The 24264-nt window shown below is 62.9% G+C and carries 19 protein-coding genes; 5 read left to right on the forward strand and 14 right to left on the reverse strand.

From position 1 onward, the window contains the following. Window positions 1-191: 191 nt before the first annotated feature. From JKG68_RS02205 to JKG68_RS02230, 6 genes are all read right to left on the reverse strand, one after another. The gene (locus tag JKG68_RS02205) at window positions 192-1274 is read right to left on the reverse strand and encodes a S66 family peptidase (RefSeq protein WP_202055461.1); all 1083 of its coding nucleotides are present in this window, start codon (window positions 1272-1274) and stop codon (window positions 192-194) included. Between the two features lie 108 nt (window positions 1275-1382). After that, the gene (gene groL, locus JKG68_RS02210) at window positions 1383-3017 is read right to left on the reverse strand and encodes a chaperonin GroEL (protein ID WP_202055462.1); all 1635 of its coding nucleotides are present in this window, start codon (window positions 3015-3017) and stop codon (window positions 1383-1385) included. Between the two features lie 50 nt (window positions 3018-3067). Then, complete coding sequence (gene groES / locus JKG68_RS02215; protein WP_202055463.1) at window positions 3068-3382, reverse strand: co-chaperone GroES; 315 nt, start codon at window positions 3380-3382, stop codon at window positions 3068-3070. Window positions 3383-3681: 299 nt separating this feature from the next. Next, complete coding sequence (locus JKG68_RS02220; protein ID WP_202055464.1) at window positions 3682-3900, reverse strand: SlyX family protein; 219 nt, start codon at window positions 3898-3900, stop codon at window positions 3682-3684. Next, window positions 3893-4651, reverse strand: a complete 759-nt coding sequence (trhO, locus tag JKG68_RS02225) for an oxygen-dependent tRNA uridine(34) hydroxylase TrhO (RefSeq protein WP_202055465.1) — start codon at window positions 4649-4651, stop codon at window positions 3893-3895. The genes JKG68_RS02220 and trhO overlap by 8 nt, the downstream gene beginning before the upstream one ends. 68 nt (window positions 4652-4719) lie before the next feature. Then, a complete protein-coding gene (locus JKG68_RS02230; protein WP_202055466.1) occupies window positions 4720-6093 on the reverse strand; it encodes an amidase in 1374 nt (457 codons plus the stop codon). A 573-nt stretch (window positions 6094-6666) separates the two neighbouring features. Between JKG68_RS02230 and JKG68_RS02235 the strand changes: the two genes are divergently transcribed. From JKG68_RS02235 to JKG68_RS02245, 3 genes are all read left to right on the forward strand, one after another. After that, the gene (locus JKG68_RS02235) at window positions 6667-7308 is read left to right on the forward strand and encodes a Crp/Fnr family transcriptional regulator (RefSeq protein WP_312890719.1); all 642 of its coding nucleotides are present in this window, start codon (window positions 6667-6669) and stop codon (window positions 7306-7308) included. A 195-nt stretch (window positions 7309-7503) separates the two neighbouring features. Continuing rightward, entirely contained in the window at window positions 7504-7734 is a 231-nt protein-coding gene (locus JKG68_RS02240; protein ID WP_210346192.1) for a hypothetical protein, read from the forward strand. A gap of 147 nt (window positions 7735-7881) precedes the next feature. After that, window positions 7882-8328: a hypothetical protein gene (locus JKG68_RS02245; protein WP_202055469.1), complete on the forward strand. Its 447-nt coding sequence runs from the start codon at window positions 7882-7884 to the stop codon at window positions 8326-8328. A 101-nt stretch (window positions 8329-8429) separates the two neighbouring features. Here JKG68_RS02245 and JKG68_RS02250 read toward each other — a convergent pair whose 3' ends face one another. The 3 genes from JKG68_RS02250 to JKG68_RS02260 form a co-directional block, all read right to left on the reverse strand. Next, on the reverse strand, window positions 8430-9548 hold the full coding sequence (locus JKG68_RS02250; protein WP_202055470.1) for a branched-chain amino acid ABC transporter substrate-binding protein: 1119 nt from the start codon (window positions 9546-9548) through the stop codon (window positions 8430-8432). Between the two features lie 30 nt (window positions 9549-9578). Next, window positions 9579-10718 carry an N-methyl-L-tryptophan oxidase gene (gene solA / locus JKG68_RS02255; protein ID WP_202055471.1) on the reverse strand — a complete coding sequence of 380 codons (1140 nt, stop codon included), beginning with the start codon at window positions 10716-10718 and terminating at the stop codon, window positions 9579-9581. Between the two features lie 184 nt (window positions 10719-10902). Further along, window positions 10903-12573, reverse strand: coding sequence for a calcium-binding protein (locus JKG68_RS02260; RefSeq protein WP_202055472.1), 1671 nt, complete (start codon window positions 12571-12573; stop codon window positions 10903-10905). A 349-nt stretch (window positions 12574-12922) separates the two neighbouring features. On the opposite strand from JKG68_RS02260, the gene JKG68_RS02265 reads away from it, so the two are divergent. Then, window positions 12923-13384: a YidB family protein gene (locus JKG68_RS02265; RefSeq protein WP_202055473.1), complete on the forward strand. Its 462-nt coding sequence runs from the start codon at window positions 12923-12925 to the stop codon at window positions 13382-13384. Window positions 13385-13488: 104 nt separating this feature from the next. Here JKG68_RS02265 and JKG68_RS02270 read toward each other — a convergent pair whose 3' ends face one another. The 3 genes from JKG68_RS02270 to JKG68_RS02280 all read right to left on the reverse strand — a co-directional run bounded on the left by JKG68_RS02270 (window position 13489) and on the right by JKG68_RS02280 (window position 19808). Then, a complete protein-coding gene (locus JKG68_RS02270) occupies window positions 13489-16509 on the reverse strand; it encodes a Dyp-type peroxidase (protein WP_202055474.1) in 3021 nt (1006 codons plus the stop codon). 24 nt (window positions 16510-16533) lie between these two features. After that, a complete protein-coding gene (locus JKG68_RS02275) occupies window positions 16534-17901 on the reverse strand; it encodes a cytochrome P450 (RefSeq protein ID WP_202055475.1) in 1368 nt (455 codons plus the stop codon). Between the two features lie 77 nt (window positions 17902-17978). Beyond that, window positions 17979-19808, reverse strand: a complete 1830-nt coding sequence (locus JKG68_RS02280; protein WP_202055476.1) for an adenylate/guanylate cyclase domain-containing protein — start codon at window positions 19806-19808, stop codon at window positions 17979-17981. Window positions 19809-20042: 234 nt separating this feature from the next. Here JKG68_RS02280 and JKG68_RS02285 point away from each other — a divergent pair, with 234 nt between their 5' ends. Next, window positions 20043-21080, forward strand: coding sequence for an NAD(P)-dependent alcohol dehydrogenase (locus JKG68_RS02285; protein WP_202055477.1), 1038 nt, complete (start codon window positions 20043-20045; stop codon window positions 21078-21080). A 15-nt stretch (window positions 21081-21095) separates the two neighbouring features. Here JKG68_RS02285 and JKG68_RS02290 read toward each other — a convergent pair whose 3' ends face one another. Next, window positions 21096-22577, reverse strand: coding sequence for a mannitol dehydrogenase family protein (locus JKG68_RS02290; protein WP_202055478.1), 1482 nt, complete (start codon window positions 22575-22577; stop codon window positions 21096-21098). Window positions 22578-22588: 11 nt separating this feature from the next. Then, on the reverse strand, window positions 22589-24256 hold the full coding sequence (locus tag JKG68_RS02295; RefSeq protein WP_202055479.1) for a GMC family oxidoreductase: 1668 nt from the start codon (window positions 24254-24256) through the stop codon (window positions 22589-22591). Window positions 24257-24264: the final 8 nt, after the last annotated feature.

Genomic DNA, 24264 nt, shown 5'->3' on the forward strand with positions numbered 1-24264 from the left:
CCGAGTACCTCCTTTGTGCGCCTGAAGACAACGCAAACCTCAAGCCATTGATATGACTGGCCTGCGGCTCCTCGCGAAGAAGTGTGCTCGGCTGATTGCTTCCGGTCTTAGGCTCATGGGCATGACCTCAGCGCAGGGGCTGCTTGCCAAGCTTGCATGCAAAGCATGACATTGAGGTTAGCTACCTTGAGCTATACGGCTGACACGCCAGGCTCCAGGACGGACAATGCCGATCTCCCGCAATCGATCTCGGCGCGTACGCCGTAGGGCATCGTGGCGATGGGATCCGTATGCCCAAAATCGAGTTCGGCCAGAACCGGCAGATGATGGAGACCGGCCTCATCCAATGCACGGAGGATGTCCGCCTCTTGCTCCGTTCGATAGGCCTCATCCGTCTGCCCGCCGGGCCGCCCGAGAACGATCCCTGACAGGCGCGACAGGATGCCTTGAGCTGCAAAGTTGCGCAGCCAGCGCAGAACCTGACCGGCGGGCGGCGCCTCTTCGGAAGTTTCGTAGAAGAGAATGGCTCCGTTCCAGTACTGCACGGGAGGCCACCACTCCGAGCCCTTCAGCATCTCCAGCACTTCGGCGCATCCGCCGATGAGATGCCCCTGAACGGTGCCGGTTCCTTGCAGGGCCCGCGGGCCGGTCGAGGGAGTGAGCGTCCTGCGCCGGTTCTGGTTCTCAGGGTCATTCCAAGGCAGATGCTCGACGGTCCAGCCGTCCCTGTTCGGCTCGACCTCGCCCATGGGCAGTATCTGGGGAGACGTTTGGAAGATGGCCTTGCGCAGCGATGTCTCGGCATAGGTATGCATGCCGCCGTTTTCGGCAAAGCCCGACATGATGGTGGGGCCGTAGAACGAGCAGAGCCCTGCCTTGAGGCAGCCGAAATGCAGGACGGTCGGATCGGAATAGCCGAGGAAAACCTTCGGATTGTTTGCAATTACCGACAGTTCGATATGTGGGATCAGGCGAATCGCATCGTCGCCGCCGATGCTGGCGATGACACCGTTAATGGAGGGATCGGCAAAGGCCTGATGAATGTCATCAGCCCGCGCCTGTGGGTTCCGGTCGAGCCAAGACACATCGCGCAGGGCATGAGGCATCTCGACGACATCGAGCCCAAAGGCATCGGCCAGATACCGTTTGCCCGCCTCATAGCGGTGCGGAAAAACAGCCGGCCCGCCCCAGCTCGTCGAGACGACGGCAACGCGATCCCCCGTCTGCAGGGCACGAGGTTTGACGAGCGGTCTTCGCCATGAGGGGTCGATCATAGGGGCTCCTGCGAAGCATTCGCTCGTGGCATGTTCGCAGATCGGACCTCGAAAGAAAACGGCGCCGCTTTCGCGACGCCGTTCCGTTTCGATTGACGGGCCTGGACCTTAGAAGTCCATGCCGCCCATGCCGCCGCCGGGCATCGCCGGAGCCGCTTCCTTCTTCGGCTTCTCGGCAATCATGGCCTCGGTGGTGATGAGGAGGCCGGCAACGGACGCGGCGTCTTCCAGCGCCACGCGCACGACCTTTGCCGGATCGATGATGCCGAACTGGTAGAGGTCGCCATACTCGCCCGTCTGGGCGTTCCAGCCCGCCGCGTAGTCAGAAGCCTCGGCCACCTTGCCGACGATGACGGAGCCGTCCTCGCCTGCATTCAGCGCGATCTGCCGCGCCGGAGCCTGAAGGGCACGGCGCACGATCTCGACGCCGGTCTTCTGGTCGTCGTTGACGGGCTTGACGGTTTCAAGAGCCTTCAGGGCGCGCAGCAGGGCCACGCCGCCGCCGGGCAGGATGCCCTCCTCGACGGCCGCCTTGGTGGCGTGCATGGCGTCGTCCACGCGGTCCTTCTTCTCCTTGACCTCGACCTCGGTCGCGCCGCCGACGCGAATCACCGCGACGCCGCCGGCCAACTTGGCGAGACGCTCCTGGAGCTTCTCACGGTCGTAGTCCGAGGTGGTCTCCTCGATCTGCGCCTTGATCTGCGAAACGCGAGCCTCGATGTCGCGCTTGTCGCCGGCACCGTCCACGATGGTGGTGTTCTCCTTCTCGATCACCACCTTCTTGGCGCGGCCGAGCATCTGCAAGGTGACGTTCTCGAGCTTGATGCCGAGGTCCTCGGAGATCGTCTGCCCCTTCGTGAGCACGGCGATGTCCTCGAGCATGGCCTTGCGGCGATCACCAAAGCCCGGAGCCTTCACGGCCGCGATCTTCAGGCCGCCACGGAGCTTGTTCACCACCAGCGTGGCGAGAGCCTCACCTTCCACGTCCTCGGCAATGATCAGCAGCGGCTTGCCGGTCTGCACTACGGCTTCCAGCACGGGCAGCATGGCCTGGAGGCCTGACAGCTTCTTCTCGTGGATGAGGATGTACGGATCCTCCAGCTCCACCCGCATCTTCTCGGCGTTGGTGATGAAGTACGGCGAGAGATAGCCGCGGTCGAACTGCATGCCTTCGACAACCTCAAGCTCGGTCTCCAGGGACTTTGCCTCTTCGACCGTGATCACGCCCTCGTTTCCGACCTTCTGCATGGCCTCGGCCAGCATGCGGCCCACATCGGCATCACCGTTGGCTGAGATGGTGCCGACCTGGGCGATCTCGTCGTTGGAGGTGACCTTCTTGGCGTTCTTCTTGAGATCCGCCACCACGGCCTCCACGGCCATGTCGATGCCGCGCTTGAGGTCCATGGGGTTCATGCCGGCGGCCACGGCCTTCGCACCTTCCTTCACGATGGCCTGGGCCAGAACCGTCGCGGTGGTGGTGCCGTCGCCAGCCCGGTCGTTCTGTTTCGAGGCCACCTCGCGCACCATTTGGGCGCCCATGTTCTCGAACTTGTCGGAGAGCTCGATTTCTTTCGCGACGGTGACGCCGTCCTTGGTGATGCGGGGAGCACCGAAGCTCTTCTCGATCACCACGTTGCGGCCCTTGGGACCCAGCGTCACCTTCACGGCGTCAGCCAGAATGTCGACGCCGCGCAGCATCTTGTCGCGAGCGTCCGACGAGAATTTCACTTCCTTAGCAGCCATTGTTCGTCACTCCTTCGAGACGTAACGATATGTGACTCTGATTGCCGGCCTTAGGCGGCCTTCTTCTGGGCGGCGGTGTGCTCCAGCACGCCCATGATGTCGCTCTCCTTCATGATCAGGAGATCCTCACCGTCGATCTTCACTTCCGTGCCGGACCACTTGCCGAAGAGCACGGTGTCGCCGACCTGGACGTCGAGGGGAACGATCTGGCCCTGCTCGTTGCGGGCGCCGGGACCGACGGCGATCACCTCGCCCTGCTGGGGCTTCTCCTTGGCGGTGTCGGGGATGATGATCCCGCCTGCCGTCTTCTGTTCGGCATCGATGCGCTTGACCACGATACGATCGTGCAAAGGACGGAACTTCATGAAGCTTCCTCCAATGATTTCAGTAAGTTAAACCATCATGCGGAGCCGTCTTGGCCTCCACGGCCGATGATTTGGTTTGACAAGCTTTGCCGTTCAAGAGGGAGCATGAAAATTTTTTGGCGCGTGTGAAATGGGAGTGCCAATCGGCTTTCGGACAGTGAAATAGGCATGGACTTGGCGGTCGTCCCGGGCGCCGCGAGGCGATCCGGGAACGGGGCACAATAGAGCCGCTTTCCTCCCGCAATCCCAGGTTCTGCCCTGCAGTCCCGGGATGCCGTTTTGGGAACCGCCGGTGAGGTTCAGTAATGCGGCGGCGGAGGTTCGGGCGCCGTTCCGCCCGTATTGTCCTCGACCTCCTGGACACGGTTGACGAGATCGCCGAACTGGCGCCGGAGGCTGTCGATCTGCTTCCATTGGGCGATCACGGTCTGGTTCAGGTCCTCGATCACCTGATCCTGGTAGGCGACACGCACCTCCAGGGCCTCGATCCGAGCATTGAGCGCGTCAGGATCAGTCATCGGCCTGCTCTCCTGCTTCGCCGGAGCGCTCGACAAGTCCGTGGCCGAGGGCGACCCGCTCGTCGAAGACGAAGCACTCGCCGTTCCAGCGGCTCCGGGCCTCCGGCACGTCCTCCAGATATTTGAGGATGCCGCCCTTCAGGTGAAAGACCTCCTCGAACCCCTGGGCGAGCATGTAGGCGCTGGCCTTCTCGCACCGGATGCCGCCGGTGCAGAACATGGCAACCTTCCTGTGCTGTTTGGGGTCGAGCTCGGTGCGGACGAAATCCTTGAACTCGTTGAAGCGCTTGATCCGGGGATCGATGGCTCCGTCGAAGGTGCCCATCTCGACCTCGAAATCGTTGCGCGTGTCGAGAAGCACGATGCCGGGCTCCTCCAGCAGCGTGTTCCACTCCGCCGGTGACACATAGGTGCCGACACGCCGTGTCGGGTCGACCTGCGGATCGCCCAGCGTCACGATCTCCTTCTTGAGCCGCACCTTCATGCGCCCGAACGGCATCTCGGATGCGGCGGAGAACTTCAGCTCCAGATTGTCGAGCCGACCACCGAACAGGGGGCCGTCCCGCAGCTCGGCCATGAGGGTGTCGATTGCCCCGTCGAGGCCGGCCACGGTGCCGTTGATGCCTTCGTGTGCCAGCAGAAGCGTGCCTTTGATCCCAAGATCCAGGCAGAGCTTGTGCAGCGGGTCCTTCAGCTCCCGAAAGTCGGGCAGCGCGACAAACTGGTAAAGAGCGGCAACTTTGTACGTCATGGCCGCTGTTTACCAGCAGGACGGCCGTCGGAAAACCCGTCAGCCCGGTCGTCGGTGTCGCCCTCTGCCTACAGGGTTGGCCAGGGCCGCCTGGCCGGGCACATCTCCTCCCAAGCCTGGGAGAGCCGAAGCACGCCGATATCGTCGAAGCGGCGACCGATGATCTGAAGGCCGATGGGCAGCCCTGCTTTCGTGAAGCACGCGTTGACCGAGGCGGCCGGCTGGTCCGACATGTTGAAGGCCACCGTGTAGCCGATATGCTCGAAGGGCTCCTCCGGGTCATGGATGGGCGATGCCAGCTCGGCCTGGTAGGCGACGCAGGGCGCCACCGGCGAGATCACGAAATCGAACCGGTGGGTTGCTGCAACAGCCGCGTGGCGCATGACCATCATCTGGTTCATGCCCTGGTAGACTTGAGCGCCCGTCAGCGACCTGCCACCTTCCGCCCATTGCAGGATGTAGGGCAGAACCCGGGAGCGCTCCTCGTCGCTCAGCGGACCGATGTCCATCCAGGCCCGCTGGCGCCAGAAATCGTCGAGCCCGTCCAGCATCTCGCGGGTAATGAAGGCGGGCACCTCCTCGATTGTCGCTCCGGCATCCGCGAAGATCTTGGCGGCATTCTCGACGGTGGCGCGGATCTCCGGATCGAGCGGCATGCCGACGCCGGCTTCCATCATCACGCCGATCTTCAGGCCCCTGATGTCGACGCCGAGATCGAGCCATGGCAGGTTCTGGTAAGGCAGGCTCATGGGATCGCGCGGGTCGGGCCTCGTCAGGCTTTTCATCATCAGGGCGGCGTCGCGCACGGTTCGCGTCATCGGCCCCGCCACGCGTCCGTAATAGGTGGGGTCGATGGGGATACGGCCGAAGCTGGGTTTCAGGCCGAATACGCCGCACCAGGCAGCCGGCAGGCGGATTGAGCCGCCGATATCGGTGCCGATGTGGAACGGACCGTAGCCTGCCGCCGCCGCGGCGCCCGCTCCCGCCGAGCTGCCTCCAGGGTTCTTCGACAGGTCCCAAGGGTTACGCGCGAGCGGATGAAAGCTCGAAAGCCCGGAGGAGAGCATGCCGTAGTCCGGCATGGTGGTCTTGGCGAGGATGACCACCCCGTCCTCGCGCAGGCGCGCGGCGGAAGGCGCATCCTCGGAGGCCGGAACAAGCGGCCGCGCGGCGGTGCCGAGCGGCACCGGCGTTCCCCTGGTGGCGATGTTTTCCTTGATCGTTGCGGGAACACCGTCGAGCGCCCTCGCCTCTCCGGTCATCCAGCGCTCCTCGGAGCCTTTGGCATCCCTCAGGGCTGCATCGGGATCGAAAGCGTAGAGAGCCTGGAGCCTGGGCTCGTAATTCTCGATCCGTGCGATCACGGCCTTCGTCACCTCGACAGGCGACACCTGCTTTCGGGCATAAGCGTCGAGAAGCTCAGGGCCGGACCAATCAGCCATGCCGGCCGGCTCCGAACTTGCCTGGTGCGAAGGGGATTGAGCGCTCAAGTCAGGTTCTCCGTGGCTGTGGATTCGTTCGCCTTCCATGCTGATGCTTTCCTCACGGGGGGTAAACCGCTTTTGCTCGAGTTGAGGCGCATGGCCGCGATGCTGCATATGCAGGGACTTGCAGCCGGGCCTTGGGCCCCAATGGCTTGCCTGCCCCTTCGGGCGCTCACCCGCAGCCGCCAGGGCACAAAGCGGGGCCGTCAGAGTTTACTTTGCGGGATCATGCGACTCTCATGCAGCCGATGCCGGAAAGTTTTCCCTTGAGAGCGGAAACATTCTACTCTCTTGAGAGGCGAGAAGCGCGTCGCCAGCCCGAAAAAATGGCTGTTTACAACCGAAAAGGAAGAACACTTCCCCCATAAGTTGTGTCATTATAATCCTGTTGACATGCGCGGCTCCTGCTGACGGACCCTGCATAACGCGGTGACCCTTGCCATGCGGAATGGTTCGAAGGCTGCCACTCACCGAAGCAACCGGCTCCTCGCAGCTCTGGAGCCAGACGACCTCCTTTGGCTCGAACCTCACATGGACATCGTTGAACTGCCGCGCGGCAAGGTCCTTTACGAGATGGGCGAGCCCATACGCCATACATACTTCCCCCATGATGCCGTCGTCTCGCTCGTAACAGTGCTGCGCAATGGCGGTTCAGTGGAAGTGGCCGTCTTCGGCCGGGAGGCCGCACTTGGTTTCGTGAGCGCCTTGGTTACCCGCCAGTCCTTCGGTCGCTACGTCACGCAGATTCCGGGAACGGCCTCGCGCGTGGCCTTGGAGCTTCTCAATAAGGCCATTGTCGAAAGGCCCAAGATGCGGCACATCCTGTTCCGCTTTACGGAAGCGTTCCTGGCGCAGACTCTCCAGAGCGTTGCGTGCAATGCTGTCCACAGTGTGGAAGCTCGTTTCTGCCGCCTGATCCTGAGCACCCGCGATCGAACCGACAAGGATGAATTGCCTCTCACTCATGAAGCCTTGGCCGAGATGCTGGGAGTTCAGCGTTCGACAGTCAGCAGCGTCACGAGCGCGCTCCAGAAATCGGGTCTTATCAGCCAGGGGCGGGGAACGATCAGGATTACGGACCAGTCACGTCTCGAAGAAACAGCATGCGAATGTTATCACGCGATTTGCAAAAGCTTCGAGAAGCTTATTCCAGGGGCTTATAGACGAAGCTGACGTCAAGACCCGAAGCTGGGCTGCGCAAAAGAGGTATCTTTAAACATTCTTTGCACTCTGTCGGGTTCCCAACAGACGGGGTAACTCCACATTAGTATCGTTAAGCCCTGCTATCGTAAAGTTCATGCGAGGAAAAGGATGAACGATACTAAGTTTCACGAAGAAAATTCCGGAAACGGGGCCCCCTTCACCAGAATGTACTCTCCTTACCTCGAACCGCTTCTGCAAAACCTGCTGTCAGCCCTGGCCGATATCGATTTCGATTACGAGCTGGAGCGCGAGAAGCTGAGCAATGCTGCACCGGACGTCAACCTCAAGATCAAGGCTCTTGAAAAACTGAGGGCTCGGCACCGGGAGAGGCGTGAACCCTATATCCAGCAACTTGCCGTTCTGCAGCAACGCATGACGGACCTGAGAGCTCAATAAAGACATTTCGTTCGGCGCGCCCATCAACGCCAAGCGACCGGATGAAGACAATAAAACCTTGGGGCTAAGGCACTCGATGAATCAGGTCACATGAGTGCGTCCACAAGACCTGAGCACACCCAAACTGCTCAAGAGGGATTGTAGCCAATGACTGAGGAAGAGATCGAACTCGTTGCGGAAGAGTTGGCCAAGATCGGTGGCGTTGCTTGGTATCCAGGACGTGAAAAAGGAACCCTGATGCGGGTCGTATGCGACCGCTATCGCGATCGCGCGCGGGTAGCCATCGAGGCCCTCGACCGCTTCCGCGCGAGCCGCGAGAGCACGTCCGCCCTCTCGCAGGACAACAGGCAAGTCGCCATGCAGCCTCCGGCGAAGCAACCTCGCCACTCCGATGGGCACGACGACATCAGGCCCGGCGCAACCGTCATCTACCGTCCTCCAGGGGATCGAAGGGCGTACTCCTGCCGAGTAGTCGAGATCGAAGGGAACCGTGCATACTTGGCCCCGATCCTGAGGGCCTGCACGGACTGGGTTTCCATCGAACACCTCGTGCTTTCTCCAAAGGAAACCACTTCCGCTACGGCACACGACTAGGCGACAGCCCGAACGCTTCGCCTGCTATGGAAAACTGCGCCCGCAACAGCGAAGGGGCGGCCCAATCGGGAGCCGCCCCCTGCCCTCACCTGAAACTTCGCTTACTGGGTCAGCCGGCTGTACTTGCCGTCCTTCCAGACATTGATGATGTACTTGGGATCCTTGACGTCTCCCTTGTCGTCGAAGGTCACCGGACCGAGCACGGTGTCCACATTTGCGCTGCGCAGGGTCTTGGCCACAGCCTTAGGATCCGTGCTGCCGGCCTTGGCGATCCCTCCGGCAAGAGCCTGGATCGTCGCGTAGGAGAACAGCGTGAAGCCTTCCGGCACGAAGTTGATCCGCTGGAACTGAGCGATCGCCCCCTTGGCCGCTTCGCTGTCGCGTGCGTCCGGCGGGAAGGTGAACAGGGTTCCGTCTGCGGCGCGACCGGCAACGGACCCAAATTCCGGAGTGGCGATGCTGTCGCCCATCATGAGCTGGAACTTGTAGTTCTGGTCCCCGGCCTGACGCAGGATCAGACCGGCCTCCGTGTGATACCCGCCGAAATACAGGAACTCCACGCCCTGGGTTTTGAGGCGGTTGACCACCGCCGTGTAATCCTTCTCGCCCGCATTGATCCCCTCGTAAAACACCTCCTTCACGCCGGAGGCGTTCAGGGAGGCCTTCACCACATCCGCAAGCCCTTTGCCGTAGGCGCTCTTGTCATGCAGGATCGCGATCTTCTTGGATCCGTAGTTCTGCTTGATCCACGGGCCGATGAACTTGCCCTGCGCGTCGTCCCGGCCATACAGGCGCATGACCGTCGTCCAGCCCTGCTCCGCCGCCTTGTCGGTCATGGTCGGATGGCTGGAGGAGGGGCTCATCATGAGCACGTCGGCCTCAGCATAAACCTCGGAAGCCGGGATCGACGAGCCTGAGCAGGCATGGCCGTTGACGAACTTGATGCCCTCGGCAACGATTCGGTTCGCAATGGCCACCGCCTGCTTGGGGTCGCAGGCATCATCATAGAGAACGACCTTGATGTTCCTGCCGTTCACGCCGCCGCTCTGGTTGATGGCTTGTGCGGCCAGTTCCGCACCGTTCTTGATCTGCTCGCCGATGGTGGCGACCGGCCCAGTCAGGGGGCCTGCAACGGCGATGGTGATGTCCTGGGCCCTGGCGAGCCCTGTGCTGGCCAGCAATGCCAGCACAGGCAAACAATAAGCGTATTCTCTCTTCATGGCGCGGTTCCTTCCTGTTTTGCGGCCGGTCTAGGCCGATCTTGCCGTCAGACGGCCGATTTGAAAACGGCTGATATCGTTGGCCGGCGTCTTCCCGACCGCGAGGTCCGCCAGAACCTCGCCCAGAACGCTGGCGAATTTGAATCCATGCCCGGAGCATGGGGAGGCCAGGATGATGCGGGGATCGACGGGAGAACGGTCGACCACGAACTCCTCGTCCGGGGTGCGGGTATAGATGCAGGCGCGCATCTTCTGCAGAGGGCCATTCGCATCCGGCATGGCGAGAGCGAGCATTCGCCGGATCTGCGCTTCGTCGGCAGGGCCGCCATCCTGCGTCATCTCCCCTGCGCTCGACAGGGAAGAGCCTTTGCGATGCGAGGCCGCCTTGACCCCCGTGCCGGCAAAATCCGGAAAGCCGTAGCAGGCGTCATCCTCGGACTCGAGCAGGAAGACAGGGCAGCGCTCCGGCGTGAAGAGAGCCGGCTCGCGGGGAGAGAACCAGCCGAGAACCTGCCGCGTCAGGTTCAGATGCGGTTTCAGATCGGGAGCGAAGTCACCGATCCATGCTCCGGCTGCGACAATGACCGATCCGGCTTCGATCACGTCCGTTTCGGTGCGCACACGAATGCCTGCCCCGAAGGGCTCGACCGCAATGACCCGCGCGCTCGTCCGCACCTCCGCGCCATGTCTGCGCGCCTGCTCGACGAATTGCCCGATGGCAAGCTCGGGCCGCAGGAAGCCGCCCTCGGGCTGGAAGAGGCCGGTCCACGCGGAGGGCACCTTGAACGCGGGAAAGCGGCGCGTGATCTCGGCGGCGCTCAGCACCTCATGATCGAGGTCGTGCAGCCTGGATGCCTCGAGAGAACCATTCACGATGGTGGAGCCTGGAAAGCCAGCCTCGAGAACACCTGTGACGGTAAGGATCGTCTGTCCGCACAGCCCCTCGAGCTCACGCCATTTCTCGAGGGCGCGACGGACCAGCGGCACATAGGAAGGATGCTCGAAATAGGACAGCCGGATGATCCTGCTCTCCCCATGGGACGACCCCCTGTCGTGACCGGGCTCGAACTGTTCGATGCCGATGACGCGCTGTCCCTGTTGGGCAAGATTGAAAAGGGCGGCGCTGCCCATGGCACCAAGCCCTATCACCGCCACATCAAAGGTTGCCATCGGGTTTCCAATCTCCACGTCATCGCGAAAGCCCACAAGGCTCGATCAGTCAAGTTCAGTGACGGAACATAGGACGACAATATGGCAGCAGCACAAGCGAATTTTCCACCGGAGCCTGACGCTCCCAAACGACAGACCCCGCGGTTGGCCGCGGGGTCCATGCCGGCCTGCCGAGGCAGCAACTCTAGATGACGTCGAAGTCCTTATAGCTCAGCGACGTCTTGTTGCTGAACTTGGCGATCTCGACGGCATCCCCTCTGCCCGAGCCGTCCTTGTCGTACGACAGGACGCCGGTCTTCTTGTTGTAGACGAGATAGTCGCTCTTATCCTTGGCATCGCTGCCGATGGTGAAGAAGGACTTGCCGAGCTTGAGGGGCTTGTCTGGCGTGCCTTTCTTGATCGCGCCATAGAAGGACTTGTTCGATTTGAACAGAGCATTGTCCAGAACGATCTTGTCCTGGCCCGCCTTGAAGTCCTTGACGGTGTCCATGCTGGACTTGCCCAACTTGGTATCGAACACGAACCAGTCCTTGCCGGCGCCACCGGTGAGAACGTCCTTACCGCCCTTGCCGTAGATCTTGTCGTTGCCGCCGCCGCCGTTCATGGTGTTCTTGCCTGAGGTTCCCAGCAGAACGTTGTCGAAGGCATTGCCGTTCAGGACGGCGACTTCTCCCACGGCGTAAACCTGGTCGATGCCGGAGTTCGACGCCAGCGTGAAGCTCGTGGTGGCATACGCAACGTCGACGCCACCCGTATCGACGATCTGGTCGGCCGCGCTGTCGATGTAATAGACGTCGTTGCCGCCGCCGCCCATCATTACGCTGCCGCCCCCGTCGCTCTTGAGGACGTTGCTGCCGTCATTGCCGATCAGGGTCGTGGTATATTCGTTCCCCGTCAGATTGATGGGGTCGTAGCCTGCAGCCGCCTGCAGGATCTCCACGGCACTGAAGCCGGCGTCATAGCTCACGCTCGTGATGACGGTGTCCGTGCCCGCATGGTAGGACTGCTCGCGAGCCTCGTCCTTGGCGTTGTCGACGTAGTAGACATCACTGCCTGCTCCACCCTGCATGTGATCCGCTCCACTGCCCGCATCCAGGGTGTCGTTCCCATCACCTGCGTAGATCGAGTCGGCCCCGAGGCCACCGGAGATGTGATTGGCGTTCGCGTCTCCGCTCAAGGAATCGTTGTAGTTGGAGCCTCTGACGTTCTCGAAGTTTTTCCATGTGTCGCTCTGGGAATCGTTCACCCCGCCGCCACCGGCTCCAAGGCTGACCGAAACTCCTTGGGTGGACAGTTCGTACGACACAGTATCGATGCCGTCGCCGCCGTCCATGATCTCCTGGCCCGATCCGCCGATGACGGTGTCGTTTCCGGCGCCGGCCCGCAGGTCGTGCTTGTCGCCATTGCCGACGATCAGATCGTTGTAGTCCGTGCCGATGATGCCCTCGATGGAGATGTATTTGTCGTTCCTGGCCTGACCCGTGCTGAGCGCAGTGTTGCGCAGGTTCAACGTCAGACCGAACGAGGATTGCGCATACGAGGCGAAATCCCAGTAGGAGATCCCGGATCCGCCGTTCAGGACGTCCTCGCCCTCCCCGCCGACCAGGGTATCGTCATTGTTGTCGCCGCCATTGATGCTGTCATTGCCGGCGCCGCCATGCAGGAAGTCCTTGCCGTCTCCCCCGTTGATGGTATCGTTGCCGCCATGGCCGTAGATGACATCGGCATAGTCGACGGAAGCATCATCAAGGCCATCTAGAACCTCATTGGTATCGTTGCCGTTGATAACATGCGGCTCCCCTGCAAAGGCCGTGAAATTGGTCTGATCGCTGCCGTACTGATCTTGTGCAGACAAAGTGGTGTCCTCTTCGAAAGAAGCATTGTTTTGGAGGTGTTTCGCTCAGGCCTAAGCTGGGCCGTTTATGCATCTGCAAAGAGGCTATGCAAGATTGCAAATATGGATGAGCGTTCCGACAGATCTGAACTGCCAAGAACATCTCATAGATATCTAAAGTACTTAGCTCGACAGCGCGCAGTATTGTAACGTTTTTGGGGTGTACGCATGCGCACACGTAACTTTATGTTGTAATGAGCAACGAACGCGGTTCTTCCGACATTAGCTCGCTCAGGGGCTTAGTGCAGTGCCTGCTTTGGAACCCTTTCAGCACAACCGCTGTTCTCGTCCAGTAGAATGGAGCATCGACATGAGCCGTGGTTTTCCGTCCATGACCGCCCTTCTCGGGCTTCTCGCCATCGCCGGTTATCAGAACCGGGACAAGCTGGCCGAAATGCTTGGAGGCCAATCGCCCGACAGATCAGGCGCACCCGGTGGAATCGGCCAACAGCCCGGCGGTCCGGGTGGCCTGCTGGGCAATCTCGGAAACCTCGGTGGAGCGGGCGTCGGCGGCCTGCTGAGCGGAGGCTTGGGTGAACTGGTCGACCGCTTCCGGCAGAACGGCCATGGCGAGGTTGCCGACTCATGGGTCGGCACCGGCCCGAACAAGGAAGTCGCTCCCCAGCATCTCGAGCAGGCGATCGGACCCGACGTGCTGGACTCCCTTACGCAGCAGACAGGCCTGTCCCGTGAAGACATTCTTGCCCGTTTGTCGAAGGACCTGCCTCACGCCGTCGACCAGTATACCCCAGACGGGCGGCTTCCGACCTGAGGCTTTGCGGCCCCTGAAGCAGGGAACGAACCTCACCCATATCCGCAGCCTTGGGCGTCTGCCTACCCAAGGCTGCGATCCTCGTTTTCATGCGAGGCACGCCGCTAGGTCAGCACCCGTGTCAGGGTCGCGGCCTGACCCTGCTTGGATGCGAGGTAGTGCAGCGCCCGCCGTCCCGGAAGGAAGAAGTAGCCCCCGCCTTTCACGCTGACGAAATCCGCCATGCGGGGAAGGCAGAGCGGCCCGTGTGCCGTGGGGATCGTGAACCGGTTCGTGCGGCCTGCCGGCGAGAAGCAATCGACCTCGTTCTCAAGCCCATGAAAGCTTGTCGCGTTCGTCCAGGTCTGCTGCACAAATTCGAACTGCCGCTCGATATCGGCGTTCAGGCACATGAAGAAGAGACCCTCCTTCTCGAATTTCCCTTGAGGGTGATAGCGCCGCCCGACCCGCAGGATCCGGTGGCGGTTGCTGATGGCGAGCTGCTCGGCCGTATCGCCCGATCCGAGGGAATCCCGTGGATTGGCTCTGCGCACATGCGCTCCGAAGGGGCAGCGCAGGCCATCGGGATCGTCGTTCGCGAACAGGAAGTCGTTGTCGGGGCGGGTCGCCGGATGGCGCTTCGTGCCGGGCTCGTTGGGATAGCGCACGAGGGACGTGCCGTCGCGCCAGCGGCCGACGAGTTTGGCCATGATCCATTCTCGGCGATCCCGCAGATTCCCGGGAACGCGGGGGTCGCCCTCCAGATCGCTCGCGGCTCGGCCGACGAACTCTCGGAATGCTGCCGTGTCCTGTTCGAGCTGCCTCACAACCAGGAACGTCCCGCCACGACCGAGATCGTGCTCGGCGGTGGACTGGGGACGCGAAAAATCAGGCCTGCTGCGGTCGGCGCTTCCTTCCAGGGAAGGCAGCAGGTTGCGGGGGTCGTCGGCCGAGAGGACCGAAGGAGATGGCGGGACCTTGTTGCGGTTGTCGGGATACCCGAGAACGATCTCGCCGGGTTGCACCAGATGGTTGCGGTCCCGCTCCGCCGTCCATCGCCGGGTGCCGCGGATGATGGGCTGAGACACGCCGTCGACGAACCCGAAGGCTTCCACCTGCCCAATGGGCGCAGGAGGTCTCGCGGACGTCCTGTCCGCCGGCGCCATCAGCTCCGCCTCCGGCTTTTTCGGAAGCGGCGTGAATACGATCTTCTGCAGCACGCGGTGTCCGAAGCTCGAGAGCTCCTCCTCGCGTCGCCTGAGCGCCTCGTCGAAGAGATGCTCCTCCTTGGCATACAGCAGCAGGATGGCGTCAACCGCCGGTTCGTTGCCCCAGGCCCATTTCTTCGGATCGTTTCGCTCGATGTCGCCGAGGTTTCTCGCGCGCCAGGACGCATTCATGCCATCCTGGAAGGCTACCGGGAACGTCGCGAGATCCCGATCGCTCAAACCGATTTTGGCCAATCCTCTTGCGCTGAAGGCAAGGACAAGCGCGTCCTCATCGTCCTCTGGCAGCACATCGCCGTAGATGACTCTCTCCTCGACCGAAGCGAGCCATTTTGCGGCGTTCCCGTCCTTTAGGTTCAGGATGAGAGCAGCACCATACCGGAAGGGCGACAGGCCGCCAAAGACAAGGCTCGGCACATCGGCAGGCTCGAGGGCCGATGCCGGACGCGGCGCCGATCCGAAGCAGGATAGCCAATCCGCCGCCTCCCTCTCGGTAGTGGCGGAGGCGATGCCCTGGCGTATCAGGGCATTGAGCCGGATGCGTCCGGTGGTCAGGTCGGGGTAGGCGCAGAACCAGAGACGCGAGGGCTCCTGCTGGCTGCGCGCCCAGCGCTTGAACCGGTCGCCATCCGTGGCGCCGTCCTGGAACAGGTTTCTGGTTTTCGGGAAACCTCTGGTGTTGCTCCAAACCCCTGTGAGGCCCTGGTGAGCCTTGGTGATGAAGTCTTCCAGGTAACTCTCCCAACTGCCGCTGTAGTTCGAAAGGAACACCAGCTGGTCCGTTCCAGGAATGAGAACCCAGCGGGCGAAATGAATCGTCTTCAGCTCCCCGAGAGCGCCGGGGCCATAGACGAAGCGGGCCATTCTGGCGATCACCAGGAAAGCCAAGCGCAGGGTCAGCGGGCGGAACCGCCCGGCCTTCAGCCTCGAGACGGCAAAGAGGTGGTTGTTGGCGCAGTGGTTCTCCTGCTTCATCACGGGGCCGATCTTGGTCGAGCTGGGGGATGCGAGCGGTGGATCGTCAAGATCCTCGGCGCGCCGCAGCCATCGGAACAATGCAAAGGCAAGCCCCAACACCCCGAGAACGAGAAGACCTATGAAGGTCCATGGGCTCGGCCACCACCATTGGCGGAGCCCCGATCCGAACGTCAGGTGCGCCAGAGCGTAGACAAGAACCGCTCCCGCGAGAACGGGCCAGAAAAGTCCGAGGCCTGCGGAGATCCTGGCGATCCAGACGTTCCAGGGCGTGAACCCCTGCCATGCAATGGGTTCCGGAAAGAACGCCCACTTCTCTCCGCTGGCCCACAGCTTCTGTCTCACGTGCTCGAGAGCCTTCAGGGGAGAGGCGGCTTGCTTCATGGGCTCATCGAGGAGGTCCGCCAGGATCGTGCAGGCCAGCCTTGCCTCGGCGGCGATCCGCGTGACGGTCATCCCTGGCGTGCCGTTGAACGGCAGCCCAAGGGTATGACCCCAGTCCGGGCCCACATCGAGCCTGTGCCCCAGGAGGGCTCGCTCCAGGGCCTCTGGACCGGAGAGCCCCAACGTCGCCCAAAGAGCAGGGATTTCCTCGGAAAGGATAGTCGCGAGCCGGTTCAGCACGGTGCTGGGAGAACCATCGGCCGAGACCTCCATGAGCAGATGCGCCGACGACCTCCTTGTTCCGGGAATGACGTTCAGGCTCATGAAATGAACGATATCGGTCGCCTTGAGCCGCCACTGCAGAAGGGACGCCTGAACACCGTCCGCCGGCGTTCCCTCACGCACGTTGTTCTTCGCCTGAAGATAAGCGGCCTCGTCCTGGAGAGGGGGATACCGGTGGAGATTGCCGAACGGCTTGAGGCAGCGCTCGATCTCGGTCTGCCGCGACTTGTCCTCATCATCGGCTATGGGAATCGCAATCGTGATCAGACTCTGTTCCATCGAACCCTCCCGGGCGAAAGACAATCAGCGGTCGAACTGAACCATGAGATGGGCCGGGAACGGTCCGTAGCGTTCCAGCTGGCCGGCCCGCCCCGGTGCCCGACGGAGCTCCTTCTGCCGGAGCAGCGCCTTCAGCGTTTGCGTGATCTGGGCCTCCGCCAGGTGAATGCCGACGCAGGCATGAAGACCCGATCCGAGGAGCATGTACTCCGCACGGCACCGGGATGGATCGAAACGGTACGGCCTCTCGACGGCGCGGCGGTCGAACATGGCCGATTGCGTGCTTGCGATGAGGCGAGCCTTTTCGGGGATGACGCGAGATCCCCGGCCGAACCACCCTCCCCCTTCGACCTCGTACGTTCGGCTGCAGACCCGGAACGGCCCCGGGTTGATGGGCAGGAAGCGAAGTGTCTCGAACAAGCATTTGGTCAGCTGCCGATCGTCATTGGCCTCGATGGCGCGCATGACTGGCTTGGTGAACCGGGTCCGACGCCAGGTCAGGAAGCGCCCGTTGCCGATAAGGACGTCCAGCATATGCCCGGCCGCGACGGTGTCCGTAGGCACGAAGCCTGTGATCATCCCCATCAGGTGAGCCCGGATCCCCGCATCGGTGGGACCGCCCTCCTGCCGCTGCATGGCAACGAGGCGACCCAGGATGGTCGTCTCGTCAGGCGATTCCGCCCTGGCATCCCCGATCGCCCTGTCGAGGAAGGCCCGCATGTGCTCTGCCACCTGTCTGGCTTTCTCCCTGACGGCAGGATCTCCAAGAGGGTCGCCGAACAGATAGCTGCTGATGTCCATGGTCCAGCGGGCGAACTCATCCTCGCGATCTTCGGAAATCGGAAGGCCGAAATAGCGGCGGCAGATCCGCGTCGGCACCCGAATGACGAGGTCCCTGATGGCATCGAAAGGCGGCACCGAGCCCTCCCCCGGTCCGGCTTTCGCCACATGGGCTTGAATGATCGCCTCGGCCTCCTGGGAAGCCATCGCCGCAACGCAGCCGATGTCCTCGCGCTTGAACGCCTGCGTCAGTTCCCGCAGCGCCGCGCGGTGGGCACGTGGCTCGTCGAGCCCTAAGACAAACGCGGGACCGCCATCGTTGAGTTCGACCACCTTTTGATCCCACGGCACACGAAAGACCTCGCTGTTTGCGAGAACTTCCTTGACGTGCCCGAACCGGGAGACGACGTACCACTGCGTGAAGGGTATCCGGAAGACTGGTGCGACGAACCGGAGCAGACCGTAAATCCAGTATGGATTGTTCAAAAGCCGTCGAAGCGCTTTGCCCGATACTCCAGAGGAGGACGCCGCCGTCCGCGGAGGAGAAGACGAGGAACGCGGCGCGACGGCACCGGGCTCCATCACACCCTCATCGATGGTATTCGCGCTCATGATCGAAGCTCCCGTGACCGAGCCCGCCGAAACGTGGTGCGGAACGAATTCGAATTGCCGCCGCGACAATCAGCTCACTACGCAACGATCCCGGGGCTATCCCCCCGATAGCCCGCAAGCTGCAAACCTTCCGCGAGGTACGAGATCCAGTACCGGTCAGCGAAAGGAAGCCACTCCAGCCGGGACAGCTTGAAATCCGGGCGCCTGTGCAGGAGATTCCGAAGAGCGTTCTGCGCCTCTGGGATGCGCCCCGCGCGGGCAAAGCTGCCGATCCGCACCACATGGGCATGGATGTAGCCCGGGCGCATCTGGAGGGACTCCTCCGCAGCCGATACGGCAATTCCGAAATCGCCCATCATGTACCGGGCGACCGCCACCTCACCCAGGGTGTGGAAGATGTGAAAGTCGTTTGGGCTCAGACGAAGGGCCGTCTGAAGGGGCTCGATCGCAAGCTCCGGCTCCCCTGCCAGGATGTAGGTGCTGCCCACGCTGGCATGGGCCAGCGCCAGGCTCGGGTTCATCTGAATGGCCTGCAGGAGGAGCCGGCGGCCCCGCTCGGTTTCGGCCTGAAGGAATTCGGCGATGCCCATCAGCATGACAGCCCGCGCATCCTGCGGATCAAGCTGCAAGGCAAGCCGGGAGAGCCGCGCCATTTCGACGAAATCCTCGGTCGGCCCGCGCCGGGTCCAGCCATTCCAGAAATGCCACCAGGCGAAGTGGATCAACGCCTCCACGGATTCCGGATTGCCGGCAAGCGCCCTCTCCAGGAGTTCGCGCGCAATCAGCGCATCGGCCCGCGTCAGGCGATTCATGTGCCAGAGGCTCCGACGGACCAGCTCCCACTCGTTGAGCCTCTCGAGCGGTCTTTCCCGTGAGCGAAACTGTTCGGCCCGTGAAAATTCCGGCTCGACCACAGAGACGATGCCGCGCGCGATATCCTCACGGATCGCGAAGAGATCGCGGGGCTCCCGATCGAAGCGCTCGCTCCAGAGCAGCCGCCGTCGCTCCGCTTCGGCCACCCATACCTTGACCTGAAGCCGCTGGGCCGACACATGCACGCTTCCGCCCACGATGTAACGGGCATGCAGCTGAGAGCCGATCTCGCGGATATCGGCGAGCTTGTGCTTGTACTGGAACGTGCTGTTGCGGGAAATGACCGGCAGCCAGCGGATCCGGGACAGGCCGTTGATCACGTCTTCCGTGAGGCCGTCGGAAAAGAACTCGTGCTCGAAGTCGGGGTCTGCATTTTCGAACGGCAGCACGGCCACGGCAGGCCGATCCTCGAGCCCCGGCACCGGATGGGACAGGTCGACCTCGAACGGAGTCGTGAAAAAGCGGGCGTTTTCCTCGTCCGACGCCCCCATGAAGCGGTAGACCCAGACGGGCTGGGGGATGTTCTTGACTACCCGGGGGCCGATCTCGCGGATGCTGTGCCTCAACTCCTCAGGTAACTGCCGGAACACCTCGGCCGAGATCGTGATGCCGCCGGCCTGTGCGATGCTCTGCAGGCGCACGGCGACCGTTATGGCGTCGCCGTGGATGGTCGAGCCGTCATCGATGATCTTGCCGAAGTGAATTCCCGTGCGAAGCGACAGCGCGCCGTCTCGTGCGGACAGGGCCTGAATGGATCGCGCGAAGCGAACGGCGTCTAACGATTGGGTGAACTCGAGGAGCCAGCTGTCGCCGGCGCGGCTGACCAGTTGCCCCGAGAAATCCGCCAAAACAGGCAGGATCAGCGTATCGTTGAAGGTCTTGATCGCGCGGGCGGTCTCGTGAAGATTGTTCGAGACCATGGTGCTGTAGCCCACCAGGTCCATCGACACCATGGCGGAGCAGCGCTCGACGAAGTCCGTTGCCGGATCCTGGCGCTCTCGCGTGTCGTCATGTGTGCCTGAGCCTGCGATCACCTCCGGCTCCATTAGAAGCTGCTTCAAACGCAAAGGCTACGCAGCTTGAAGATAGGACCGATGGTGCACAGGGTCAAACCCGCAGAAGGCATACGGAGAACGGCCATGTGCTTTACCGCACGAGGGCTGCCCATTCTGCGGTCGATCCGCTAAAGCAAGCCGCGTTTCCCATGGACCCTATGCACCTGCACCGGCTCAGGGCAGAATGGACGTTTCCGAAGAGGAGAGCGAGCCATGGAAGCGCTGGTGCTTGAACGGAAGGACGAGCTCAATCTGCGTGACTTCCCGGTCGAGGAAACGCTGGGACCGCGCGATGTCCGCATTGCTCCTCGAACGGTCGGGGTCTGCGGCAGCGACGTGCATTACTATACCCATGGGGCCATCGGTCCCTTTGTGGTGAAGGAGCCGATGATCCTCGGTCACGAGGCCGCGGGCCAGGTCGTGGAGGTCGGCTCTTCGGTGACGGAGCTGAAGCCCGGCGACCGGGTATGCATGGAGCCCGGCATTCCCGACCCGGCGAGCCGCGCGACCCGGCTGGGCAAGTACAATCTCGATCCGGCGGTGCGGTTCTGGGCCACGCCCCCGGTGCATGGGGTGCTGCGGCCGACCGTGGTTCACCCGGCCGATTTCACCTTCAAGCTCCCGGACCATGTCAGCTACGCGGAGGGCGCCATGGTCGAGCCCCTCGCCGTGGGCGTGCATGCCGCCACCAAGGTTCAGGTGCAGCCTGGGGACCTGGCGGTCGTCATCGGCGCGGGCCCCATCGGAATGGTAACCATCCTGGCGGCCCTCGCGGCCGGCTGCTCCCGGGTGATCGTCAGCGATGTCCACGAGCCGAAGCTCGAATTGGCCAGGACGCTAGGCGCCGTGCTCCCGGTCAATGTCAGAAGCCAGAGGCTCGCAGATGTGGTGAGCCGCGAGAGCGACGGCTGGGGAGCGGACGTGGTCTTCGAGTGCTCGGGCTATCCGCCTGCCATGGCCGAGATCTTCGATCTTGTCTGCCCCGGGGGGAAGGTGGCGCTGGTCGGCATTCCCCTGGAGCCCTTCGCCTTCGACGTGAGCAAGGCCCAGGTGAAGGAAGCCAGGGTCGAGAGCATCTTCCGCTATGCCCATGTTTATCCGCGAGCGGTGGCGATGATCGCCTCGGGCAAGATCGACGTGAAGCCCCTGATCACCGACCGCTTCGCCTTCAAGGACAGCGTCGAAGCCTTCGACTTCGCGAAAGCGATGCCGCCAGCTTCCGTGAAGGTACAGATCGAGCTGCCGGGCTAGGCCGAGCAGGAAGGCTCAGCCATCCGCGTTCAGATAGCGCTGCAGGGTGGCGCGGGTGCCATCACGCCAAAGGCTCTTCAGCGCCGTCTCGAACCGGGAGCGGAAGAGCGAGGCATCCGCGATGTCCCCGAAGATGTCGCGCAGGGCCAGGAAGGCGGAAGGATCGTCCTTCGCGGCCAGGGCGGCGGGCGTCAGGCGGGCGGCGTTCGGGTCGTCGAGGGTGAAGGGCTCGCCCGCATCGGTGGTGCCGGCGCAGTAGCGGCACCACAGGGCCGATTCCAGGGCAAGGCCCGTCACATCGGCGCCCGCCTTCAGGCGATCCCGGGTCGACGGCAGGATGAATTTGGGTTGCCGGTTCGAGCCGTCCTGAGCGAGACGCGGGATCGTGTCCCCCACGCCCGGATTGGCGAAGCGGCTCGCGATGAGCCGGTAATAGTCTTGAAGATCGACGCCCGGAACCGGCGGCACATGAGGGATGATCTCCTCGGTCTCCAGCCTGTCGAGGAAGCCGCTCACCAGCGGATCCGCCATGGCGTCATGGACGAAATGAATCCCCAGAAGCCCAGCCGGATAAGCGATGGCCGCGTGGCCGCCATTGAGGATGCGCAGCTTCATCAGCTCGAACGCCGCCACGTGAGGCGTGAAGGTGACGCCCACCTCCTCCAGGGCCGGCCGGCCCGTCGGGAAGTTATCCTCCAGAACCCATTGACGAAACGGCTCGCAGAAGACGGGCCAGTTGTCCTGGATGCCGAAGCGTTCGGAAAGGATGGCGCGCTCCCGGTCCGTGGTTGCCGGCGTGATGCGGTCGACCATGCTGTTGGGGAATGCCACCTGTTCGCGTACGAAGGCTGCCAGCGCGGGATCGACGAGATCGGCAAGCCCTGCCACGGCATCCCGCGCCACCTGTCCGTTATGGGGGATGTTGTCGCAGGACATCACCGTGAAGGGCGCAAGTCCCCCGTCGCGTCGGCGCCTAAGCGCTGCCAGAAGAACACCGAAGACACCCCTGGGAGCATCCATGTGGGCCGCGTCATGGACGATGTCCGGGTGCTCGGGATTGAAAGCTCCGGTCGCCGGGTCGATGCAATAGCCGCCCTCCGTGACGGTCAGTGACACGATCCGCAGGCCCGGACCGTCGAGGGCATCGACGATGGCGCGCCCATCCTCGCCCACAGGCACGAACCCTACCATGGAACCGGTCACACGGGCGACATCGACGCCGGGCTCGAGTTCGACCACGGTGGTGAGCCAATCCTGAGGTTCGAGCGCCTGGCGCATTGCCCGGTCGCCGGAACGGATGCCTGCGCCGATCAAGGCCCAATCGTGGTCCTTGCCGGCGTTGAACAGGTCGTCCAGGTAAACCGCCTGGTGGGCGCGGTGGAAGTTGCCGACGCCGATATGCAGGATGCCGGGACGGAGCGCCTCGCGAGCGTAGTTCGGCCGGGCGATGGCCGAAGGCAGATTCGCGAGATTGGCAAGATTCAGGCTCTGGCTCATGGCAGATTGACCTAATGGAACAGGGAAGGGATGTGTTTCGGCGAAGCGGCCATCGGTTCATCGTTCATGCGGGATGATCCTATGATGATGTCGACGGCCTTGTCTGCGATGGCGAGCACCGGCGCATTGGTGTTGCCGCTGGGGATCGTGGGCATGATGGATGCATCGACGACCCGTAGCCCCTGAACGCCGCGGACCGCAAGATCCGACGTAACGACAGCATGGGGATCGTTCGCACGGCCCATGCGGCAGGTGCCCACCGGGTGATAGTTCGTCTTCACGGTTTTTCGGCAGTGAGCGGCAAGATCCTCATCCGAAGCGGTCTCGGGCCCAGGGAAAATCTCCGCGTGCACCATCTCGCGGACTGGGCTCGTCGCCAGGACCTCTCGGGCGTAGCGCAAACCGGCTATGGTGAGGCGCAGGTCGTCCGGATCGCCGAAGAATTGCGGGTCGACCAGCGGCATCGCGGCGGGATCGGCCGATGCGAGCCGCACCGCCCCCCGCGCCTTCGGGCGCAGCAGGCACGGGTTCAACGTCACGCCATGAGTCGGCTCCACGCCAGAGACGTCGCGGTCGAGATAGACCGTCGGCACGCAATAGAGCTGAATCGTCGGCCGCTCGTTGCCATCGGGATCGATGAACGCGCAGGCCTCCACACCCGTGGTGGTTACTGCTCCCGACTTGAACATCACGTATTGCAGGCCGTTGCTCAGCATCGCCAGCCCGCGATCCTGCCCGAAATAACCGAAGGCGCCGGAGGTTGTCGCAACGACCGGAACCTCGTGATGATCCTGCAGATTTCGACCGACGCCCGGCAGATCGGCCTCAACCTGTATCCCGTGACGGGACAGCTCGTCCGATGGCCCGATCCCTGACAGCATCAGGAGCTTCGGGGTCATGTACGTGCCGGCGGCGAGGATCACCTCCGCATCGGCGAAAGCCGTCGTCCGCCCCCCTCGGCCCTGCAACTCCACCCCCGTCGCCCGGCCCTTCTCCAGATGGATGCGGGTGACGGTCGCCTCGGTCTCCAGGGTGAGCTTCGGATTGGACAGAACGGGACCCAGAAAAGCATCGACCGCGCTGCACCGCCGCCGCGCCGCCCAGTCGATGGTGTGCTGCATGAAGCCGACGCCGTCCTGCCGGGCGCCGTTGAAATCGGCCGTGTAGGGGATGCCTCTCGCCTGCATGGCCTGCACGAAGGCGCGGCTCATGGCGGAATGCTGCCCGAGATGCGAGACCTTCAGGGGACCGCCAACCCCGTGATAGGGCCCGCCGAGGTGATCGTTGCCTTCCTGCCTGATGAAATAAGGCAGTAGATCCCTGTAGCTCCATCCGGCTCCGCCCAGGGCCTCGTCCCACCGGTCGTAGTCCGCCGCCTGGCCCCGGATATAGACCATGGCGTTGACCGCGCTGCCGCCGCCCAGCACCTTCGCCTGCGGAACAATGGGGGCCCGCCCCCCAAGCTGCGGCTGCGGGATGACCCGGTGCATGGTCAGGTAAGTCTCCCGGGCAAGGAACTTCATGTACCCTGCGGGCATCGCAAGGATGCGGCTGGCGCGGCGCGGCCCGGCTTCGACGAGCAGGACGCGGGCGCCGTGCTCGGCCACGAGGCGGCTCGCCACGACGCATCCTGCGCTGCCGCCGCCCACGACGATGTAGTCGAAACGCCTCGAGACCATGGCCCGCC

The sequence above is a fragment of the Microvirga aerilata genome, assembly GCF_016743775.1.
GTDB classification, from domain to species: Bacteria; Pseudomonadota; Alphaproteobacteria; order Rhizobiales; family Beijerinckiaceae; genus Microvirga; species Microvirga aerilata.